Annotated in this window: 17 protein-coding genes and 3 pseudogenes; 7 read left to right on the forward strand and 13 right to left on the reverse strand. The window is 33.7% G+C overall.

Annotated features, from left to right (window positions below; genetic code table 11):
- The first annotated feature begins 38 nt into the window (after positions 1-38).
- From ACTQ54_RS09530 to ACTQ54_RS09540, 3 genes are all read left to right on the forward strand, one after another.
- Complete coding sequence (locus ACTQ54_RS09530) at positions 39-350, forward strand: hypothetical protein (RefSeq protein WP_441756307.1); 312 nt, start codon at positions 39-41, stop codon at positions 348-350.
- A gap of 145 nt (positions 351-495) precedes the next feature.
- The gene (locus ACTQ54_RS09535; RefSeq protein WP_441756309.1) at positions 496-1,815 is read left to right on the forward strand and encodes an IS1380 family transposase; all 1,320 of its coding nucleotides are present in this window, start codon (positions 496-498) and stop codon (positions 1,813-1,815) included.
- Between the two features lie 282 nt (positions 1,816-2,097).
- On the forward strand, positions 2,098-2,967 hold the full coding sequence (locus tag ACTQ54_RS09540) for a hypothetical protein (RefSeq protein WP_441756311.1): 870 nt from the start codon (positions 2,098-2,100) through the stop codon (positions 2,965-2,967).
- Positions 2,968-3,015: 48 nt separating this feature from the next.
- On the opposite strand, the gene abc-f is transcribed toward ACTQ54_RS09540, so the two are convergent.
- Entirely contained in the window at positions 3,016-4,488 is a 1,473-nt protein-coding gene (gene abc-f / locus ACTQ54_RS09545; protein WP_441756313.1) for a ribosomal protection-like ABC-F family protein, read from the reverse strand.
- A gap of 945 nt (positions 4,489-5,433) precedes the next feature.
- On the opposite strand from abc-f, the gene ACTQ54_RS09550 reads away from it, so the two are divergent.
- Positions 5,434-6,096 carry a helix-turn-helix transcriptional regulator gene (locus ACTQ54_RS09550; protein WP_441756315.1) on the forward strand — a complete coding sequence of 221 codons (663 nt, stop codon included), beginning with the start codon at positions 5,434-5,436 and terminating at the stop codon, positions 6,094-6,096.
- 30 nt (positions 6,097-6,126) lie between these two features.
- Here ACTQ54_RS09550 and ACTQ54_RS09555 read toward each other — a convergent pair.
- Positions 6,127-7,001 (reverse strand): annotated as a pseudogene (locus ACTQ54_RS09555) (carbohydrate ABC transporter permease).
- A 12-nt stretch (positions 7,002-7,013) separates the two neighbouring features.
- Complete coding sequence (locus tag ACTQ54_RS09560; RefSeq protein ID WP_441756317.1) at positions 7,014-7,199, reverse strand: hypothetical protein; 186 nt, start codon at positions 7,197-7,199, stop codon at positions 7,014-7,016.
- A gap of 346 nt (positions 7,200-7,545) precedes the next feature.
- On the opposite strand from ACTQ54_RS09560, the gene ACTQ54_RS09565 reads away from it, so the two are divergent.
- From ACTQ54_RS09565 to ACTQ54_RS09575, 3 genes are read left to right on the forward strand one after another with little or no spacing between them, the layout of a single operon-like run.
- The gene (locus ACTQ54_RS09565) at positions 7,546-8,310 is read left to right on the forward strand and encodes a DeoR/GlpR family DNA-binding transcription regulator (protein WP_441756318.1); all 765 of its coding nucleotides are present in this window, start codon (positions 7,546-7,548) and stop codon (positions 8,308-8,310) included.
- A gap of 4 nt (positions 8,311-8,314) precedes the next feature.
- Positions 8,315-8,629 carry an L-rhamnose mutarotase gene (gene rhaM, locus ACTQ54_RS09570; RefSeq protein ID WP_441756320.1) on the forward strand — a complete coding sequence of 105 codons (315 nt, stop codon included), beginning with the start codon at positions 8,315-8,317 and terminating at the stop codon, positions 8,627-8,629.
- Between the two features lie 31 nt (positions 8,630-8,660).
- A complete protein-coding gene (locus tag ACTQ54_RS09575; protein WP_441756322.1) occupies positions 8,661-9,542 on the forward strand; it encodes a glycoside hydrolase family 43 protein in 882 nt (293 codons plus the stop codon).
- A 45-nt stretch (positions 9,543-9,587) separates the two neighbouring features.
- On the opposite strand, the gene ACTQ54_RS09580 is transcribed toward ACTQ54_RS09575, so the two are convergent.
- The 10 genes and pseudogenes from ACTQ54_RS09580 to ACTQ54_RS09625 all read right to left on the reverse strand — a co-directional run bounded on the left by ACTQ54_RS09580 (position 9,588) and on the right by ACTQ54_RS09625 (position 20,016).
- On the reverse strand, positions 9,588-10,379 hold the full coding sequence (locus ACTQ54_RS09580; RefSeq protein ID WP_441756324.1) for a hypothetical protein: 792 nt from the start codon (positions 10,377-10,379) through the stop codon (positions 9,588-9,590).
- Positions 10,342-11,417: pseudogene (locus ACTQ54_RS09585) on the reverse strand (beta-galactosidase). Before ACTQ54_RS09585 ends, ACTQ54_RS09580 begins: the two are co-directional and overlap by 38 nt.
- A gap of 80 nt (positions 11,418-11,497) precedes the next feature.
- Complete coding sequence (locus tag ACTQ54_RS09590) at positions 11,498-13,984, reverse strand: beta-galactosidase (RefSeq protein ID WP_441756326.1); 2,487 nt, start codon at positions 13,982-13,984, stop codon at positions 11,498-11,500.
- 143 nt (positions 13,985-14,127) lie between these two features.
- A complete protein-coding gene (locus ACTQ54_RS09595) occupies positions 14,128-15,075 on the reverse strand; it encodes a helix-turn-helix domain-containing protein (RefSeq protein WP_441756328.1) in 948 nt (315 codons plus the stop codon).
- 216 nt (positions 15,076-15,291) lie between these two features.
- Positions 15,292-15,711 (reverse strand): DUF624 domain-containing protein, encoded by a 420-nt coding sequence (locus tag ACTQ54_RS09600; RefSeq protein WP_441756330.1) that lies wholly within the window; start codon positions 15,709-15,711, stop codon positions 15,292-15,294.
- A pseudogene (locus tag ACTQ54_RS09605) lies at positions 15,668-16,804 on the reverse strand (glycoside hydrolase family 88 protein). Before ACTQ54_RS09605 ends, ACTQ54_RS09600 begins: the two are co-directional and overlap by 44 nt.
- 150 nt (positions 16,805-16,954) lie before the next feature.
- The gene (locus ACTQ54_RS09610; protein ID WP_441756332.1) at positions 16,955-17,575 is read right to left on the reverse strand and encodes a DUF624 domain-containing protein; all 621 of its coding nucleotides are present in this window, start codon (positions 17,573-17,575) and stop codon (positions 16,955-16,957) included.
- 17 nt (positions 17,576-17,592) lie between these two features.
- On the reverse strand, positions 17,593-18,204 hold the full coding sequence (locus ACTQ54_RS09615) for a hypothetical protein (RefSeq protein ID WP_441756334.1): 612 nt from the start codon (positions 18,202-18,204) through the stop codon (positions 17,593-17,595).
- Positions 18,205-18,246: 42 nt separating this feature from the next.
- On the reverse strand, positions 18,247-19,008 hold the full coding sequence (locus tag ACTQ54_RS09620) for a carbohydrate ABC transporter permease (protein WP_441756443.1): 762 nt from the start codon (positions 19,006-19,008) through the stop codon (positions 18,247-18,249).
- A gap of 81 nt (positions 19,009-19,089) precedes the next feature.
- A complete protein-coding gene (locus tag ACTQ54_RS09625; protein ID WP_441756336.1) occupies positions 19,090-20,016 on the reverse strand; it encodes a carbohydrate ABC transporter permease in 927 nt (308 codons plus the stop codon).
- Positions 20,017-20,054: the final 38 nt, after the last annotated feature.

The raw sequence follows: 20,054 nt of genomic DNA on the forward strand, positions 1-20,054 counted from the left end.
ATGTGCGTAGCTCATAACAGACCTCCGTGTGTATGTTTTTGTCGTTACTAACATCTTACACGAACCTGTTATGGGTTTCTTTATTTGTCGCACTTAATTTTACAATTCATCATTCAAAAAAACAATATCAACCGATTTTTGATTTCTTGAAAGATATTGTAAAAGTTGATGATAATTTTGACTATTCTACATCCATCGCCGTCAAGTATTTAAGAAATCAATGGGAAAATCTACTCGATGAGCGTAATCAACTGCTCGAAGTTAGCTCACAAAATCAACAAAAATCTAAACAAAGTTTAATCAGTCGAATTATACGAAATGAATTTAATTATTACTCTGAACCTGAATAATTCATAGTTCTTCTAAAAATCTTTGTCAACGTTGACTTTATCGCTTTTACATTTATTTGCTTCATCACCCATTAGGTGATGAAAAAAGAACCCCTTTCTGATATGGTTACTTCACTACAAACAACCACAGAAAGGGGCTCTCTCAATGGTTACTTTACAAGAAAATACCATAAAATTCAACAATAGTTTAATCGTTTCTCATGATGGTGGTCAGTTATCCAGTGATTCTGGTTTAACCCTCATGGATGAGTTGATGGATGCTTTCCATTTTACTCAGCTCTCTGAAGCAATAATTACTTTTAATGATGATCGAAAATACTGTACACATACGAATCCTAAAATCCTAAAACAGCTCATTCTTCAACTAAATGCAGGTTATAAAGCAGACACCTCTGCAGATATTTTACAGTATGATCCCGTTCTATTAACGTTCGCCTCAGACGAGCCTTTGGCTTCACAACCGACGATCTCTCGATTCTGGGATCGGATATCTGAAGAGACAATTGAAGATTTACAGAAATTCAATCAAGTTTTAATTGATCAAGCCCGTTTAGTTCGCAACGATACAAATCTGATCATTGATTTAGACTCAACGCATTCAGATACCTTCGGTAACCAAGAGCTATCCGATTATAATGCCCACTATGGAACAACGGGTTACCATCCTATAGTCGCATTTGATGGCTTAACGGGTGATTTCTTAAAAGCTAAGCTTCGTCCAGGCAATCAATATACTTCGAATGGCGTTAAAGAATTTCTTGAACCGTTGTTAGATCACTATAGCCAAGCGGTTCCAACGACTGATATTTTAGTTCGTGGCGATAGTGGCTTCGCCACTCCTGATATTTATGAATTGTGTGAGAAGTCTAATAATCAGTATGTCATTCGTTTGAAAAGCAATCGAAATTTAGCTCGTTTAGCCGAAGAATTTTTATTTTATGACGATAACCATCCTTGGGAAGAAAAAGAAGTTTATTTTCATTCTGTTTCATACCAAGCCGCTTCTTGGTCTAAACCGCATCGAGTGTGTATTCGTTCAACTCGAGAAGCAGGTGAATTACTTTTCAGTCACGCTTTTATTGTCACAAGTTTTTCAGAAAGTATCTCCGCAAAAAGAGTATTTGAAACGTACAAGAAACGCGGCACAATGGAGAACTATATTAAAGAAGCAAAAAATAGCTTCTTCTTTGATAAAACAGATAGTCCACATTTCATTGAGAATTACGCTCGTATGATGGTAAGTGTTCTAGCGTATAATCTTTTCAACTTCCTAAAGACTTGTTGTTTTGATAAAAAGTGGCGAGGACTCCAAGTGAATACCATTCGATTTCGATTATTTAAAGTCGCTGGTAAATTAGTACGAACCGCCAGACAAATGTATTTAAAGTTGTCTAGCTCCCATGTTTATCAAGAAGAGTTCTATAATATCTTTAGGCGAATCCGACGGATTCGACAATATATTTAACAACTTCTAATTTTTTGAAAAGTTATACGTACCTAGGGAGAAGTGTGCGCAAAATTAGGAATCATAAAGTAAAAAGTCACATTTGAAATAACTAGATTGTAAAAATTGAACGAATTAAGTTACAAAGTTAAAAAAATACTCAACACACAGATTAATTTTGTAAAATAGCCTCTTAAATTAGAGGTATGAGTTACTCAGGTTCTTTAGGCTGATGTAAAAAAGCGCTTCCTGTGAGATAATAAAGTATACATAAAAACGGATAAAAATTATTGGAGGGATCATATGCTACAAAAGTACGAACAATTGGATATCGAACTCAAAAGTTTATTAAAGAAAAGGTTAACTGCAGCTGATCACCTTTTGGAAAAATACCGCAACTATGAGTTTGCGCTAGACCAATTTCACAAAGAAAAGAAAGATGTTGCTCGGTTAGAAAAGCAGTCTCTTTCGACATTTGTTCAAAATATTTTAGGTACATATGATGAGAAGTTGGATAAAGAAAAGAAAGAAGAAGTCAACGCAAAAGTTGAATTGGATAGAGCTGCGACTCTATTAGAGTCTGCACATGAGCTGCTTGATATACTGGATGAAGAAGTTTTTCGTCGTGAGGAAGAGTTAAACCTATTACGTGAAGACTTAATGCAATCGAATCCGTCTTTCAGAGAACAAGTGACGAAGCAAGAGAAAGAAAAGCTTGAGTTAGAGCAAGAAGAAAAAGAAATCAATGAAGCGATTGAAGCTGGTGAACGAGTTCTTGATGAAATTAACGGTGTTTTAAAAGAATTAGATTCCGCGAACTCAATGGCTACTTGGGATATGTTTACGGATAGCTTTTTTATTGACTTGATGAAATATGACAAAATCGATAAAGCAGAAAAAGAGTTGGCTTATTTAGAACGTGCTTTGGAGCGTTATCAAAAAGAGTTAAAAGATGTTGATTTAGAGACATCTCTCGCTTATGAAGAATTAAGCCAAATGTCGCGTGCATTTGATATTTTCTTCGATAATATTTTTTCTGATTGGAATACTCGCGATACCATCCGTAGAAATATTGCCATGCTCGAAGACATGAATAATGAAGTAGATGACGTTCAAAATATATTACGTAAACGTAAAAGTGAAACCATTAAAAAAATTCAATTATTAGGTTAATATTAACCTCTAAAAAAGTCTCCCTCGATACGAAGGAGACTTCTTTGTTTAATATTCGATTAATTCTAATTTCTGATTGTTAATTTCCCATATCTGTTCAGCGATATTTTTCGTAAAGTATTGATCATGTGACGTAAATAAAATTGTTCCATTATAGCTCTTCATTAGGTTTTCTAGAGCTTCAATTGTTTGCACATCTATAAAATTGGTTGGCTCATCCAAGATCATGACATTACTTGGATCCGTGAAGAGTTTTGCGATAACTAAACGGGTCGCTTCCCCACCACTTAAATCGCTAATCGCTTTTGTGGATACTTCCCCTTGATTAAATCCTAAATTATTTAATACACTCCGAACAATTGATTCTGTAAACTCGGTATCCTCCATCAAATAATCTACCATTGATTTTTCTCCACTCAATTGATAAGCCATCTGTTTATAAGTTGAAAAGACGACTTTCTTAGAGAGCGTTATCCCACTACCTTCTTCTAGAATATGTTGAAGCAGTGTCGATTTCCCAGATCCATTTGGTCCCACGATACCAATTCGTTTTCCAAGCGGAAACTGGAAATTAATTTCATGAAAGAGAACTTTGTCACTTTTTTTAATGGTCACATCCTGCCCCATAATCGGAAAGTCATTATGGATTTCAAGTAGTTTAGGTGTTGGAAACTGAATTATTTTGTCCGTTTGTAGCTGATCGACCTCATCTAATTGCTCAACTCTTTTTTCAATTGCTTTTGCGGCTTTATGTGCTGCCTTTTGTACCGTATCTTTTTGTTTGGAAGAGCCTAGTCTACCTGGGTTGACGGCTTTGTTTTTCTGTTTTGTACTGACTTGATTCAGCTTATCCGCTTGAGCCTGTTTAACTTTCGCGGCTTTTTCTAAGCGGTTCTTTTCTTTTAAAAAATTCTCATAGGCATTTTCTTGCTCAATTCGTTCTTGTTCTTTCTGTACCTGATAATCTGAATAATTACCGTTATACACTGTGATTTTACCCTCATGAATTTCCCAAATTATATCAACAACTTCATCTAAAAAGTAGCGGTCGTGACTCACTACGATTAAGGTGCCATAGTAGTATTTCAACTGGTCCACCAGAAACTGAATCCCTTCTCGATCCAAATGTGTTGTTGGCTCATCCATCATCAAGCCAAAGTGATAGATAGAGAAATACTCGGCTAACCGCATTCTTGTCTGTTCGCCTCCACTAAAATGTTGAATATTATGTTCCGGCACATTCAGTCGCGAAAGATATTCCGCATCTATTTTTGTGAAATCTGGTTGGATTTCGGATTCGATTTGACGGTAATATTGAAAATCTATTTTGGTGTTTATTTCACCGATATCTGGTTTTATTTCACCTGAAATTAGTTTTAATAAGGTGCTCTTGCCTTCACCATTTCGACCGACTATTCCGATTTTTTGATTTTCATATACTTTTAGATTCTCTATTTGTAAAATGTCTTTATTCTGATAACTTTTTTCTATATTTTTGAGTTCAATAACTAATTGGTTCATTTACTCATCTCCTGTATTTTATTTGTCCATTTGTATTAACTTGATTTTGGGCAATAAAAAATACAGGTCGAAGGCTAGCCGGCTTCAATCTGCATGGTTTGTCTTATTTTAAGCGTACTGAAAAGAGACCCCTCCTGTGTTCAGATGGGTATTCTTTTATAGGTTTCGCACGATAAGATTGTTACGCATGACAAAGAAGCCAATTTCATCTAGAAAATTGAGCCTGTTTTCTATTGCCATTTATTTGCGTAATCTCATGGATGCTATCACCTGTACACTTCCTTTTGTATCTATGGCTTTAAAATAACATGCATAATAGTCATTGTCAAATTTTATGAAAATTATCTTGTTGAAGCAGATAGTATGGAAAGTATAACTGATAATCATAATTTTATTAAAAATTTCTTTATTGTTTTTTGTGGTGTCTAGCTTAAGTTTGAGCGGTAATTAGTATAAATTTCGTTTTTTGGATCTATATCTATACTTTATGTAAGTTTCAATAATACGATCCAAAATTGAAAAATAACGACTAAAATAACTCAATATTTAAAAGTATGAATTATTCAGGCTGAAGATGAATTATTAAAATTACTCGAACAAAATGGTTGGAAAAACTTAAATCAAGGATATCGACTTATTTGTTTACAACTAACGGATTTTATCAATCCAAATGACAGTAACATTCCATCGAATTTTAATGCTTTTATTCTTAAAAATATAGTAGAAGACATATCCAAAAAACATTTTACTGAATATGCTACTTTAAGTGCTTCTGAAAATACTATCTATATTTTTATTCCAAATTTTGATTTTCGATACAAAGATGATAATATATATTTCAAGGAATTATTTGATACAATTAATCTAATAATAAAAAGGTTTGTCACCGTTTGTCTCACTAATCCCTCTGCAGAACTACTCTCTTTACCTTATTACTATAATGAATTGTTAGGTATACGACTATTCCAAAAAATTGAACATTCAAATCAAATTTTAGTAGAAGATAATTGGATTGCTGATCTCCCGCTATACCCTCATCAATATCAGCAACTAATCATCAATGCAATTAAACACGATAACAATTATGAAGCGAAAAAACTATTAACAGATTTTATTATTGAAATAATGAATCATTCAAAGATTCAACTTCATTTAATCGAGTCCATTAAGCAACTATATGATGCAATCTCAGCTTTTCTCGTACAATATCATATATATCCAAATGATTATATTAGCCGAGACGAATTATTAGATGGTTTAATCATCCGATTTTATGAAGATCAAATTATTGCATTACAAGAGTATATTCATCAATCATTTCATGAGACTGACTTATCACTTGAGGCCAGTGCACAAGAATTAGGTATCGATCAATATACACTTAGTAGAGAATTTAAAAGAATTGTCGGTATTAACTTTATTGAGTATTTAACCGATATTAGAATCAGTCATGCAAAACATTTATTAATTAGTTCGGACCGGAAAATTAATGACGTGGCTCAACAAGTTGGATATAATAGTAGTTATTTTAATCGGATTTTCAAAAAGAAAACCGGCTTAACGCCGGGAGAATATCGTAAACATTACTTTACAAAAGCTGAAGAATGAAAATAACAAAAACGTTATTTTCATTCTTTTTTATCCTTTAACCGATCCAACTAGCTTTCCTTTTGTAAAATGTCTTTGTAAAAAAGGATAAAATACTAAAATTGGTAAGGTCGCTACAACAATTACAGAGAATTTAATTCCTTGTTCTGGTGGAATATAATTTGGATCCAATATTCCGATAGCATTTGCAGCATTGGAGCTCATTGTAATTTGACGTAGTAATACTTGTATTGGCCATTTAGTACTATCATTTAAATATAAGAGTCCACTCATAAAATTATTCCAAATTCCAACAGCATAAAATAGAGAAAATGTTGCAATTGTCGGTTTAGATAGAGGCAAAAAGATTCTCCAAAATACACCTAGATCAGAACATCCATCTTAGCTGATTCTTCAAGTTCTAGTGGTAATTCTTGAAAATGATTTTTTATAATCATTAAATTAAATGGATTAATCATACCTGGCAAAATTAAAGCCTAATAAGAATCAATAAGCCCTAAACTTATCACAAATAAAAATGTTGGAATCATTCCACCTGAAAATAGCATAGCAAAAATAATTAAATTTAATATTGTATTTCTCCCTGGCATCTGTCTTCTCGATAACGGATAAGCAAAAGTGAATGTCATAATTAATTGTACGAGTGTTCCTACAACCGTGACAACGATAGTTACCAAAAGACTACGCATAAAAGTATTGGTCGAAAAAATATATCTATAGGATTCTAAGGTAAAGGTTTTGGGAAAGAGAAAAAAAGGACGCATAGAAATTTCTGCTTCTGTTACAAATGAAGCAGTCAATACATAAATAAAAGGCAATATCATCGTCAAGCCTAGAACGCCAATTACAATATAATTGAAAACATCAAACACTTTTCCAAGTGGTGTATTAAATCTATCTTGCATTTTTTTTACCTCCTAATAAAATCCTGACTGACCAAAATATTTGGCTAATTTATTAGTCCCAAAAACCAAAATGACACCGACAACGGATTTGAATAGACCAACTGCCGTACTGTAACTATATGCCCCTTGAGTAATACCTAACATATAAACATAGGTATCGAATACATCAGCTACTGTTCTGTTTAACGCATTTGTCATTAGGTAAATTTAATCAAAACCAGTATTTAAAATACTCCCATTTAAAACGATGAATTTCTTTTAATTTTAAATTGTTATCATTGAATGAAGCGAGTACTAATCTACCACTCGAAGCTCCAATATCTACAGCAATGTGGTAAGACAAATTTAACCGTCCTTTCTTTGTTTGGGTTTTTTTGGTTAATAACGTTTACATAATAATTATAGTATACAAAACCAAATTATTCAAAATTAACAAATAATTAAAATAAAAATAAAACATTTCCCCAATTTTTGCCAACCTTATTCTTGTAAATTGTAGCATTATTGTTTAAAATTATTTTAAACAGTAAAGTAGGTGTTTTTTATGCTAGCAGTAGATCGAAGAAAAATCATATTAGACCGTATCGTTAGTGAACAGTCAGTGACTGTCTCTGAACTCGCGTCACATTTAAATGTTACTGAGGAAACCATCCGTCGTGACTTATTGAAACTTGAAAACAATGGTTTAATCAACCGAGTACATGGTGGAGCTACAGCAAAAGAAAATATTAAAGAAGATTTACCCTATACCACACGTAATATCCAACATACAAAAGAAAAAGAAACAATTGCAGACTTAGCCGTTAAATTAATATCGAATGGAGCATCACTGATGGCAGATGCAAGTACTACTGTTTTTGAATTAATCAAACGGATTGATAATTCATTAAGTGAAGCAACAGTTATTACTAACTCTTCTTACTTGTTATATATGTTCAATTCAACGAGTATTAATTTCATTTCTACCGGGGGGACACTCCGTAAAAATTCATTTTCATTAGTGGGTAGTCTTGCCATACAATCTCTGTCTAAATTTAATGCTGATTATGCTGTATTTAGTTGTAAAGCCATTTCTCAAAATGGTTTTGCAATGGATTCTAATGAACTGGATGTAGATATCAAACGCGAAATGATGCGACGTGCTAAGAAAATCATATTATTAGTGGATTCTTCAAAATTTGATCAAACGTCGTTTGTTAATCTTTTTTCTGTAGATGAAATTGACATTATTGTCACTGACACCAAGCCTAACATTGCTTGGCGAGAATATTTAGAAAAACATCATATTAAATTAATTGTAAAGGAGTAAAAGTATGCATCGTATTACATCTGTTATGTCACTGAAAGAAAATATGGAAGTTGAATATAAAAAGAGACACGATGAAATTTGGCCTGAATTACAAAGCTTACTCAAAGAACATACTGTAAGTAATTATTCGATTCATTTACATTCATCAACTAATCAATTATTTGCTTATTTAGAAGTCGATGACCTTGATAAGTATAACCAACTCCCTAAACATCCATTGATGAAAAAGTGGTGGGAATATATGGAGGATATCATGGATACAAATCCTGATTCTTCCCCCGTTTCTATTCCTTTACTAGAAGTATTTTATTTAGAATAATCCATAATTATAATAAGGAGGAGAGTATATTATGCCGTATCTTTTTGTTCATTTCATCGGTGAAGGACCTGATGAAGAGCAAGTCTACTTTAGTTTAAGTAATGATGGCTTAAACTTTGAAGACCTTAATCAAGGTCAAGCTATTTTAAAATCTTCAATCGGTGAAAAAGGAGCACGTGATCCTTTTATTATTTATGATGAACAACATAATAAATACTTTATTATTGCAACAGATTTACGTATTGAAAAAGGCTTAGGCTGGCAAACTGCAATTCATTCTGGCAGTCGCGATATTCTCGTTTGGGAATCTGACGATTTAATTCATTGGACTAAGGAACGTTCTGTAACATTAGCCCCTCAAGAAGCGGGTAACTTATGGGCGCCTGAAGTTATTTATGACGATTATAAAGAGTCTTTTTTAGTTTTTTGGGCCTCTCAAGTTAAAGGTAAACATTGTATTTTTTATGCATATACAAAAGATTTCGTGATATTTACAAATCCAGAGTTATTTATTGAAAAAACAGAAGATGTGATTGATACGACAATTGTGTATGACCAAGGATTTTATTATCGATTCACTAAAAATGAAGAAAATAGTCGCATTTTTATGGACCGAAGCACTGATTTAACTGGTGATTATAACCCGATTCATTCAAGTTACTTGGAACAATTAGAAGGAGTGGAAGGCCCGCAAATATATCAATTAGATGACGGCGTCACCTGGGCTTTGATTACAGATCAATTCAAAAAAGGAACTGGCTACTCCATTGCCTTATCGACAGATTTAGCATCTGGTGAATTTAAGCCACTTAAGTCGGATGAATATGATTTTGGGAAAACCATCAAACGTCATGGTAGTGTGATTAAAATTAATGACCAAGAAGCAGATGCTTTAAAGATGCATTTTAAATAATCGTAAATTCACAGTCGCTGTCTGACAGTGACTGTGAATTTTTTATTAACTAATGATTGTTTGGTGAACTTCTATAATGTCAATACTCCTTAATTCCACCAAATCTGGATTCATATCTTTAAAATCATAGTAGACGTCTTCGGTTGGTTTAAATATGTTCAAAATTAATTCACTTGGATTATCAAAACGTTGCAATGAAACTTTCCAATTGCCGTCAATCATAAAGTGGTCTGCTATTAAATCATTTCCTTGCCATAACTCACAGCGGTCAGCCATAAAGTTAATATTTAACAGATGCTTTTTCACTTGAGGATGATATGACAGCTTCAATTGATAAACCTTTACATCTTCTGTCCCCTTTACTAACTCAGCTTCAACAGATGATTTTGTAGGAAATGGAACTGTTATAATTTGTTTTTTCATGGATGGATAAGCTGTTATACTTGTCGGTTTATCATATTCCAAGATAAGTTCATCATCAAATATAAAACAGTCAGAATCTGATACATATAATTGCTTGTTAAAGATGAAATTTCTTTCAATTTCATGGTTCGTTAAAATCAAATACTTTGGTACTAGCCCTTCGAAAATAATCTCAGCTTTTTCAGGATTAGGATGGACAAAGATGAGTGTGTTGTCAATCATACCCCATAACTGAGCGTTGCTAGCTTTAACAATACTCCCATTAATGGTTAAATTATAGGGTAGTATACGAACTTCATTACTATCAAGATCAAACATAGGGACTTGAATCTCTTCATTTTCTAAATTAACACCCAATTCAATCTGCTTAATCTTTTCACGCTTGAAAATCATAAGAAATAATCGGTAAATCATTCGGATATCCTGTGGCTTTACTTTCCTGTAAAGTCGATAACTTCCCAATCGGATTAGAACCGCCATGATACATATAATAACCGAGCAAATTAGCACCAGATGCAAATTTAGCAATTGCTTGCTGGGCAATATCAACCCCATCAATATAGAGACGGCGATGGTGGGTAACCTGAAGACCTCCCCCCAATTCAGCCGTTGTATAAGGGTATTTTGCAACATCTTGTCCATCAACTCGGTGTGTAAATTGAAAATCACTCGCTATGTCATCACTATCTCTGACTGCATGAAAAAGGAAATTTTTACTTGGCGCAATTTTTGCAGTAGTCTGCGCCCAAGGTGATTCAACATAGCCACCAAAAACTGGCAACATTTCATTGACCCAAATCCCTCCGCCCCATGCTGTCGCAGTATAATAAGGAACTTCAAAGCCGATATCTTTCAAGCTATCATATAGCCATTCCATATGCGCTACACCATTTGGTCCATTATCACCACCAACATGACCATATTCATTTTCGACTTGAATACCGATGATCGGACCCCCTTCTTTATCAAACAAACCTTTTACCATCGAATAAATATTAGTAAAAAACTTCTGAACATAGGATTGATAAGTTGGATTGTTTGTTCGAATATCATTGGTTTCTTCCAAAAGCCAATCAGGGAAGCCACCATTTCTTACTTCACCATGTACAAAAGGACCAACGCGTAAAAAAACTTCAATTCTAACTTATGGCAGAGTTCAATAAAGTACCTTAAGTCATAGTTTTCATGACTTAGCCAATTCCCTTTTTCTTCTTCATGATGGATCCAGATAACATAGCTTGCGATAATTTCGATGCCACCTGATTTCATTTTCCAAAGTTCTTGCCCCCATTCTTCTTTGGGATACCTTGAATAATGAAATTCTCCCATAATCGGAATCCATGGTTGACCATCTTTTGTAAAATAATGACTGTTAGCAGAATAGAATCCTTCTGTCAGAAAATCTTGTAGAATATAAGGATTTTTAGGAACAGTGATATTTATTTTGTACATTCCAATTCTCCTTTATATAATATAAAAGAATCTAAAAATCAAAAAGCGATTCTTAGATTCTTTTGTAAAAAAATTTGTTATTACAATGATTTTTCAAACTCTAATATTTGATATTCATACGCTTGTAATGATACTTGTCCTGCTGTTAATTCTGCTCCAGTCAATAAATCATGACTAGCCTTATGTAGTGAGTATTCCTTCGTTTCGTTGGACATATTGCATAGGTAAATTTGAATTGAATTTTCAGTTTCCCTACGATACTTTTTCAAGCCATCGCCAATACGTAAAAGTTGGCGATCTGTTTCAAAAACAAGTATTTCTTCATCAACAAATCTATCCCAAAGGCTGCTTTCATTTAATAAGCGTGGTAACCCACCCAAATAAATAACTTCGCCCTTATCCATTTTTCGTTTTGCTGCGATGATATCTTGATTTTGCCCTTCAAACAAAACAGTCCAGTTGTCGTTGGTATTAAAACGCGTAACTAATCCAGCGAATGGATTTACTTCTTCTTTATAGGATGCATGAAAGTCAATCTTTTGTACTGAGTACTGCTTAATCTGATCTAATTGTAGCCATTCACCAACAATTCCTAACCCATTGTTTACTGGCCAAGCTAATTCTTCTGTCCGGTCCCCTGTCATAGGCCCAAGTATGAGTTTCCCTCCAGTTTCAACAAAGGATTGAAGTTTAACGAGCATTTCTGGACTAACCCAGCGGATAAACGGCACAATCATCAGATCAAAATCTTCATAAGAGCTTGTTTCATGAATCACTTCTAAATTGATTCCTTTACGAATCAATGAACCATAATACTCCGTCACCAAGCCACGATGATTATAAAAGCCACCATGATCGATATTGTAAAAACGTTTAGCATGATCTGAATACATAAATCCTATTTTCGCCGGCTGATAACGACTCTCGTCTAAAAATGGCGTCATTTCTTTTAAAAGCTGACCATTTTTAACGACATCATCATAGCCGACTCCTGGCTCACCCGAAGTCGTTACAACAGTACTATGAGGTTGTTCAACGCCATAGGCATGGTTACGGAAATGCCAATAAGTAAAAGCTTTTAAATTCCCTGCAAAGCCAGTAAATAACTCTGCTGTAATCCAACCTTCTGGTGCAGGAGAAATATAATTCTCAATGTGCCCTGCATGTGAAGTTGATGTTTCTAATAGAAGGAATTCATTTCGATTAGGGCGAACATTCCGCCATCTGTCTAAATTTAAGGTAAAGGCAGGATAGTCGCTATATGGTGCATAGGTATCAAAACCTGCAATATCTAAATCTTCAAATAATTCATCATTTAGTAAATTAAAGCCAAAAGCAGTATTATGCGTGACAGCTTTTTTCGTTTCTAAACGTACTAAATGTGTTAAATTATGGGCAAAATCGTTTAATGACTCAGCTGTAAACTTGCGAAATGCATTCATTAAAGATGAATTATGCAAAAAAGGTGTGGTTGTTGGGAGTACGACATCTTCAAATCGATCATAACGCTCACTCCAAACGGCTGTGCCCCAACTAGCATTAAGTTTTTCAATGGACTCATAGTGGACTTTCAAGTAGTCTATCCAAAGATTTCGACAACTATCACAATAACATAAGTCCACATGGCATTTAAATTCATTGTCTAACTGAACAGCCACAACATTATCATATTTTTCTGCTAGCTTTGATACTTGTCGTGTCATTCGATAAGCATATTTTTGATAATCTGGATTATTCGTACAAGCATGTTGACGAGAGCCATGTTCCATAATTGTCCCATCAAGATTGACAATTTTTGATTCTGGATGTTTAACGGTTAGCCATCTTGGAGGTGTCGGTGTCGGTATACATAAACACACACTAATCTGATTATCTTGATAAATTTTCAAGGCTGTTTCTATAATGCTTAAATCAAAATGACCTTCTTCAGGTTCAATATCACTCCAAATAAATTCTCCAATTCGAGCGAAGTTCATTCCAATAGAACGCATGTGCTTAACATCTTCTTCAAAGACTTCTTGACTCCAAACCTCGGGATACATACAGGCACCGTAATAATATTGATTAAATAAATCATCGCTTGATATAACGTCTGTTAAGCGTAAAGTTAGGAAACGAACTATTTCAGTTGGGATATCTAGTTGATTTTTTGCATCTCGACTATAAAAACTATCGGTTGCCAGCGAAATATAACGATTAACATCATAAAAAGCTAATCCATTAGTTTTTGCAATTTTCTGAGTTTTAACACGGTCTTTTGCTGTAAAATCACTTTCAGCAGAAGAAGCTAATATGAGCTTTTGTGATCTTTTGTTTAAGTTTTCAATCCAAGCACTAAGGTTTTGATTCTCTAGTAGCTGACTATCTAACAACAATAACACTATTGTATTGTTCCCGATTGAATTATCAGACAAGAAGATGTTATTCTTCTCGTCAAAACAAAGCTTTTCATCCACTTCAATCGATTGTTTGATTTCTGCTTCGATTGTTGATTTTAACGCTTCTTTCCATGATATTTGCATCGAACTTAAAAGTAATATTTTCATCAATACATTTTTTCTAAGCATCCAGCATGCTTATTCTCCTTTTTCTATTTAATAATTATATTGTAGCGCTTTCATTCATCTCCATCTAATGATTTTGAGTCTGAAACTATGCAGTTTCAACCATTTTTTCAGTGAACATAGCAAAAAAGGGCCTTTCGACCCTTTTAATTATCTGGCGGAACTAGCCAACCATTATATTCAACTAATTGATGATCCTTGATCGCTGTCGTATTTTGACGCCATTCACTAGGAGTAAGCCCATTTAACTTTAAAAACTGACGGTTAAAACTTGAAATAGATTGATACCCCACTGCCTCTGATATCATTAATATCGAGTCATTGGTTGAACTTAAACGACGCATAGCTGCATGAATCCGGACACTCGTAATATAACTCAAAGGCGTAGTATGCATGGTTTCATTAAACAAACGACGGTAATGAGTTAAACTTAGATTGAGCATTTGCGCAAGTTGCTTGACACTTAAATTGCTATCAGCATAGTTTTTATGGATAAAATGGACACTCGATTCTATTCTAGTTTTTTTGACAATATCTTTTTGTTTTGGTGATACTTTATCTGAAAAATTTTCAGCAATCAGTTTCAATATAAATGATAACATCAAACTTCGAAAAAGCATCTGATAATTTGCTTTTTTCTCCTCCAAGACACTTATCATTAAAGGGACTAGAAAAGCAATGTCTTCATTTTCATTTTCAGAAAATATTTTAAAAAAGTTAAACGAAAGTTTTTGCCATCCTTCCATAATTGAAGGATCCGATAAAACAGATGAAAAATATGGAAATAATAATTCCTCTAAATCCACAAATAAATATCCCCATTTACTTAATTGGCCAGGCGTTGAATACGTTGTATGAGCTACATCACTTGAGATAAAAGTTACATCTCCTTTTTCAAACGGATGAACATAATCTGCTGTTTCAATAACTCCGCTATTTGAATAACAAAAACCAATCTCAGTACAATTATGAAAATGTAATTCTTCTGCTGGAATATCAGAAATATACCATTCCTCGCCACTTAATAGTAAGACAGGAAATTCCCGAGGTAAATTGTATTTACGAATCTCGACAATGGGTTTTCTTTTCATCATTTCTCACTTTCCTAATTTATTCAGCGCTTTGTCGCAATAATACTTGTCTAACAATTCGATTTAATAAAAATGACTGAACATAGGCTGTTGTTGATAAACCAATTAACATATAAAACATCAAGAGATAAGGAGTCTGACTTGGAAACCAATAAACCATTAAAATAGTTGGCAAAATCTTCATTAAGCTGATTAATATTATTTGTGGTAAAAAACCGATCAAGATATAAAAGGTATTTTAAAATAATTTGGGAATTGAGCTAAAAGTGGAAAGCATGTTTGCGCATATAAGACAATTAATATTAGAAAAAAGATAATTAAGTAAGGTAGAAATTGAATCTCCAATTGATGTGTTTTAATCAATTGATAATCCCAATAGAGTAAAAATCCCACAACGACAAACATTAGCCAATAAATGGTAGCTTGCTTAAAGTTATCTTTAAAAGCTTGAAAGTAAAGTTTTATGGGGTAAGCTGCGTCATTTTTTGCTAGTCGCATCGTTACTGAATATAAAGCAGTGAGATTCGCCCCTATTGTAAACAAGGGTATACAAAACAGGAAAAATAAAATATTGAGGACTAACAAATCAAACACTTTAGTCATCAAGCGATGAAATTTCGAATCTAGCCAAAACATCATCGTCCTCCTCGTTAGTAGTCAATGCAGGGATATTTATAAAAGCTTGTAAAAAGGGGTATCTGAATAAGACTTCTGTTAGAAAAACAATAGCTAACCCTTGTCCCCACCCTTGTAACCAGTCCTTTGAAATCTTACGATAACCTGCTTTATCTCTCATAACGGCAGTTCCTGCAGATACATTTAAAACACGACCATCTGCTGTTATATTATTTAATATCCCTTCCAAAGACTTACTAATATACTTGTAATGTAGAGGATTATTCCATACTACCATGGCAGCAGCTATACCAGCCGAAGCAGAAATTTCTTCGTAACTCTCTTCATCGTCTAAAATTGTTCGCCATAGGCCGTTATCGGTTTGAAGAAATTTTAATGCCGATAGTTGTTCATCTAACGATCCTTGAACATCCATAAATTGTGGATAGAGATAAGCCCCAGGCAAGAAGCAACCAACTTGTGATAAAGTATAAGCTGCCCAGGCATTAGCTCTCCCCCAATAAAAACCAGATAAATGGGTTTGGCTAGAATATTCAAAACCATGATAAAATAGACCTGTTTCACGGTTTTGCAAATACTGAATATGCCAATAGTATTGGTTTAAAGCATCATTAATTAGTTTTTCATCTTCAATGATAACGCCGACTCTTAACATAAACATGGCTGCCATAAATAAGGTATCTGCCCAAGCTTGCGTTGGAAAATCATTCCCATCCGATACAGTATGTTGTAGCACATTATCAGCAAATCGTAAGGCATCATTTTGTAAGTAATCAATCTTACTTAGTATTAGATCCCAGTAAACTGAATCATTCGTCGCTTCATATAATGTTATTTAACAATGTCCCATTGCACATTTATTAACTGTCCACTGACCAACAAATCCAATTTCTATCACCTCATCGATACGTGATTTTAACTGAGCCAATACTTTCTCATCCTTCGTCAATTCATAATATCGACAAATTCCATAATAAGCGACTCCAGTTCCCCAATCCCATGTTAAATCCATCTGCATTGTTCGTTGGATGATTGCCTTAATCTTAGTATCTAATTTTTTTTGAACAATATTTTCTTCTATCAGATTATTCCCCATTAATAGAATGCGTTTACATTATTTTAGCATAGATATTTATTTTTGTCCGAAGAACTTTTTATGGTTGGGTTATTATTTTTATTGATTTAATTGTAAATAAAAAGCATTCCTTTGCATCTGACAGCCATACAAAGAAACACCTCATAAACTTTAGAAAATAGTTGTTGAATTTACGAAACTATTTTTGATAATAAAATTATATACAGTGATATTGACATAAGCCATTCCACCGATTATAAAGAATGATAAATAGGGAGCTATATAGACCGTTATAAATACCATTGTGGCATGTGAAACAAATAAAAAAACAGACCATTTTAGATGTTTGATACTTAAGTAAAACGACAGTACAAGGTTTTCTTTAACCGAATTTTTAGTCGTAGCCATCATTGGGAATAAATAAAAACAATTAAAACTAAGTAAAATTAATAATAAAATAGAAACAAAAAATATAAAAATTAAAGCAGGATCTGTCTGGTATAAGAGTACCCGAATATTAAACAATAAGATAATATAAGCACTCAACACAATAATCCCAACGAATAAACTCGCTTTAAAATTTGATTTAAAAGCATTAAGAAACTCACGGATGGTCCCTTGTCCACTTTGCTGCGTAATTTTAATAAGCGTATGATTTAATGCAACAACTGAAGGTCCTATCGTTACGATTGGTAAAGAAAATAACAGCCATAGCAAAGTTAAAAGCAAGAAATCCGATAATAAGCTCATCATCTTCCAAATTGGATGGTCTAGGCGAAATAGATTCTTCACTTTGATTCCTCCCTTATTTATTTTTTTATAACTTCAAATAAATATCCCATAAATTCAATCGAAACAAGCAGGTGTTCTGAATTTACCGGTATTGCACCAATAATTTTTTCATCAGTATTCTCAGCATTGGTTGGAAACAAGTCACTAAAATCAACCGCATAAAATCCCATATCACTTGCTTCACCTGAATAAGCTACTAAGTATTCTCGCCATTCATTTAATTGCTTGGCGGTTAAGGTATTGCTTAAATTATAAAAACCACCTAATTTAATATAGTGGCCTATTTCTCCTTCTGTCCCTATTAGAAAATCAATTTCTTTAGCTGCTGTATGTGCAGTATAAACCGCCATTTGATTTAAATCATCCACTTGATCATTTTCTATTGAAAAATTTAAGTCGAGTTTCATATCATATTGAAAATCCGATTTCCTTTTCTCATCTATTTGGTCAACAAACGATGAAATAAGCTCATCCGCTTCTTCATCCGTCAGTAATAAATTAATTCCATATACATTCCAAGTTGAATCTGGTTGTTGCCAACTCTTGACAGCTAATCCAACGAAAAGAAGAATTATTATCGTGAATAATACACTTAACCATAGTCGGTAATTGTTCCACAATTGCTTCAATACAAATGACTCCTCGCTTTACTTTTTACTATCATTCATATACTAACCTTTCACACCAGTAGAGGCAATTCCTTGGACAAAATATTTTTGAAGGGAAAGAAAGACAACTAGGACAGGGATCAATACAACAACTGACGCCGCCATAATCAAGCCGTATTCTGCAGAGTATTGCGTAATAAACATACGCAATCCAATTTGAATAGTCTTTAACTCATCTCTGGTTAAATAAAGTAATGGCCCTAAAAAATCATTCCAAGTATTAACAAAAGTAAAGATGGTTAAAGTCGAAAGTGCAGGCTTGGATAAGGGTAACATAATCCTTGCATAGATTTGGTATTCATTCATCCCATCAATTCTAGCAGCTTCTAATAGCGAATCTGGTATACCTTGATAAAACTGCCGCATCATAAACACCCCAAAGGCAGAGAAAGCCTGTAATAATATGATTGCTAAATGGGTATTATTTAAGCCAAAATTTCGCATCATAATAAATTGCGGCACCATATAAGCCTGCCACGGAACAGCTATGGTTGCTATATAAGCCATGAAAAGAAAATCGCGACCTCTAAATCTAAGCTTCGAGAAAGCATAGGCTGCAAAACTAGAAGTTACTAATTGCAAGAAGGTTACAATCAGTGTTATTTTTGCGGTATTTTTTATAAATGCTGCTAGTGGAATTCGGGTCCAAATATCAACATAGTTACTCCAAACAGGTTTTTCTGGTATCCACTGGATCGGAAAGGCAAAAATATCCTTATCTAATTTAATGGAGGATGAAAGCATCCATAAGAATGGAAAAAGCATCGTAATTGTAACAAGTCCTAAAACGATATATATAAACACTTTTGAAACTGGATTGCTTTTTTTCACTGTTTTCACCCTTTCTCACTCATTAGCAAAATTCTTTTCGCCTCTAAATTGGATAACCGTAACGATTAGTACCACGACAAATAATAGCATGGAAATCGCACTTGAATAACCCAGATTCCAATTTCTAAAAGCTGTATTGTAAATTTCATATACCAATACTAGCGTAGACGTTCCTGGTCCACCTTGTGTGATCATATAAATAATATCATATACTTTAAAGCTATTAATCGTTAAAATCATCAATACAAAAAATATCACTGGTTTTAATTGAGGCAATGTTACATTTAAAAATTGTTGCCACTTACTAGCGCCATCTAATTCTGCTGCTTCGTACATTTCACTTGAAATACCCTGTAAACCTGCTAAGAAGATAACCATATAATAGCCCATTTGTTTCCACACACTAAAGAATATAACTGTTACCATCGCCCAATCCCTATCTGCAGCCCATCTTGGAGGATTGACTACCCCTAAATAATTTAAAATCTGATTGATAGGACCATTGACAGGACTAAAGATCATATTCCAAACAGCTGCAACCGCTACAAGAGAAGCAACATAGGGAAAGAAACTTATTGTTCTAAAGAAATTACGTCCTTTGATATTTCGATTAAGTAATACCGCTAAACCTAAGGATGTCACAATTGTCAATGGAACAGTACCTAAGGCATAAATAATGGTATTCCAGAATGCAGTATGGACACGAGGGTCATTCCACATACGCACAAAGTTATCAAAACCAATAAATTCCATTGGGTTACTTCCATCCCAATCAAAAAAAGATAAAACAATAGCGAAGATTATTGGAACAAGTGTAAAGACAGCAAAACCAATAAAATTTGGAGCAATAAATGAATAAGCAACTAAACTTTCTTTTAATTTTCGTTTTTTTCTGGCAACTTCAAGTGAAGTTTCGTTGTTTGAAAATGAATGTGCTTGCATTCTTATTCATCCCTTTCAGATATAAAGAGAGGTAAGCC

It is taken from the genome of Fundicoccus sp. Sow4_H7 (genome assembly GCF_052115865.1).
GTDB lineage: Bacteria > Bacillota > Bacilli > Lactobacillales > Aerococcaceae > Fundicoccus_A.

Coding starts and splice junctions, on each gene's coding strand:
- ACTQ54_RS09535 (WP_441756309.1), top strand. CDS start 496: ATGGTTACTTTACAAGAAAATACCATAAAATTCAACAATAGTTTAATC.
- ACTQ54_RS09540 (WP_441756311.1), top strand. CDS start 2,098: ATGCTACAAAAGTACGAACAATTGGATATCGAACTCAAAAGTTTATTA.
- abc-f (WP_441756313.1), bottom strand. CDS start 4,488: ATGAACCAATTAGTTATTGAACTCAAAAATATAGAAAAAAGTTATCAG.
- ACTQ54_RS09560 (WP_441756317.1), bottom strand. CDS start 7,199: ATGACAAATGCGTTAAACAGAACAGTAGCTGATGTATTCGATACCTAT.
- ACTQ54_RS09565 (WP_441756318.1), top strand. CDS start 7,546: ATGCTAGCAGTAGATCGAAGAAAAATCATATTAGACCGTATCGTTAGT.
- rhaM (WP_441756320.1), top strand. CDS start 8,315: ATGCATCGTATTACATCTGTTATGTCACTGAAAGAAAATATGGAAGTT.
- ACTQ54_RS09575 (WP_441756322.1), top strand. CDS start 8,661: ATGCCGTATCTTTTTGTTCATTTCATCGGTGAAGGACCTGATGAAGAG.
- ACTQ54_RS09580 (WP_441756324.1), bottom strand. CDS start 10,379: ATGATTTACCGATTATTTCTTATGATTTTCAAGCGTGAAAAGATTAAG.
- ACTQ54_RS09590 (WP_441756326.1), bottom strand. CDS start 13,984: ATGCTTAGAAAAAATGTATTGATGAAAATATTACTTTTAAGTTCGATG.
- ACTQ54_RS09595 (WP_441756328.1), bottom strand. CDS start 15,075: ATGATGAAAAGAAAACCCATTGTCGAGATTCGTAAATACAATTTACCT.
- ACTQ54_RS09600 (WP_441756330.1), bottom strand. CDS start 15,711: ATGATGTTTTGGCTAGATTCGAAATTTCATCGCTTGATGACTAAAGTG.
- ACTQ54_RS09620 (WP_441756443.1), bottom strand. CDS start 19,008: ATGCTTTTTCCATTCTTATGGATGCTTTCATCCTCCATTAAATTAGAT.
- ACTQ54_RS09625 (WP_441756336.1), bottom strand. CDS start 20,016: ATGCAAGCACATTCATTTTCAAACAACGAAACTTCACTTGAAGTTGCC.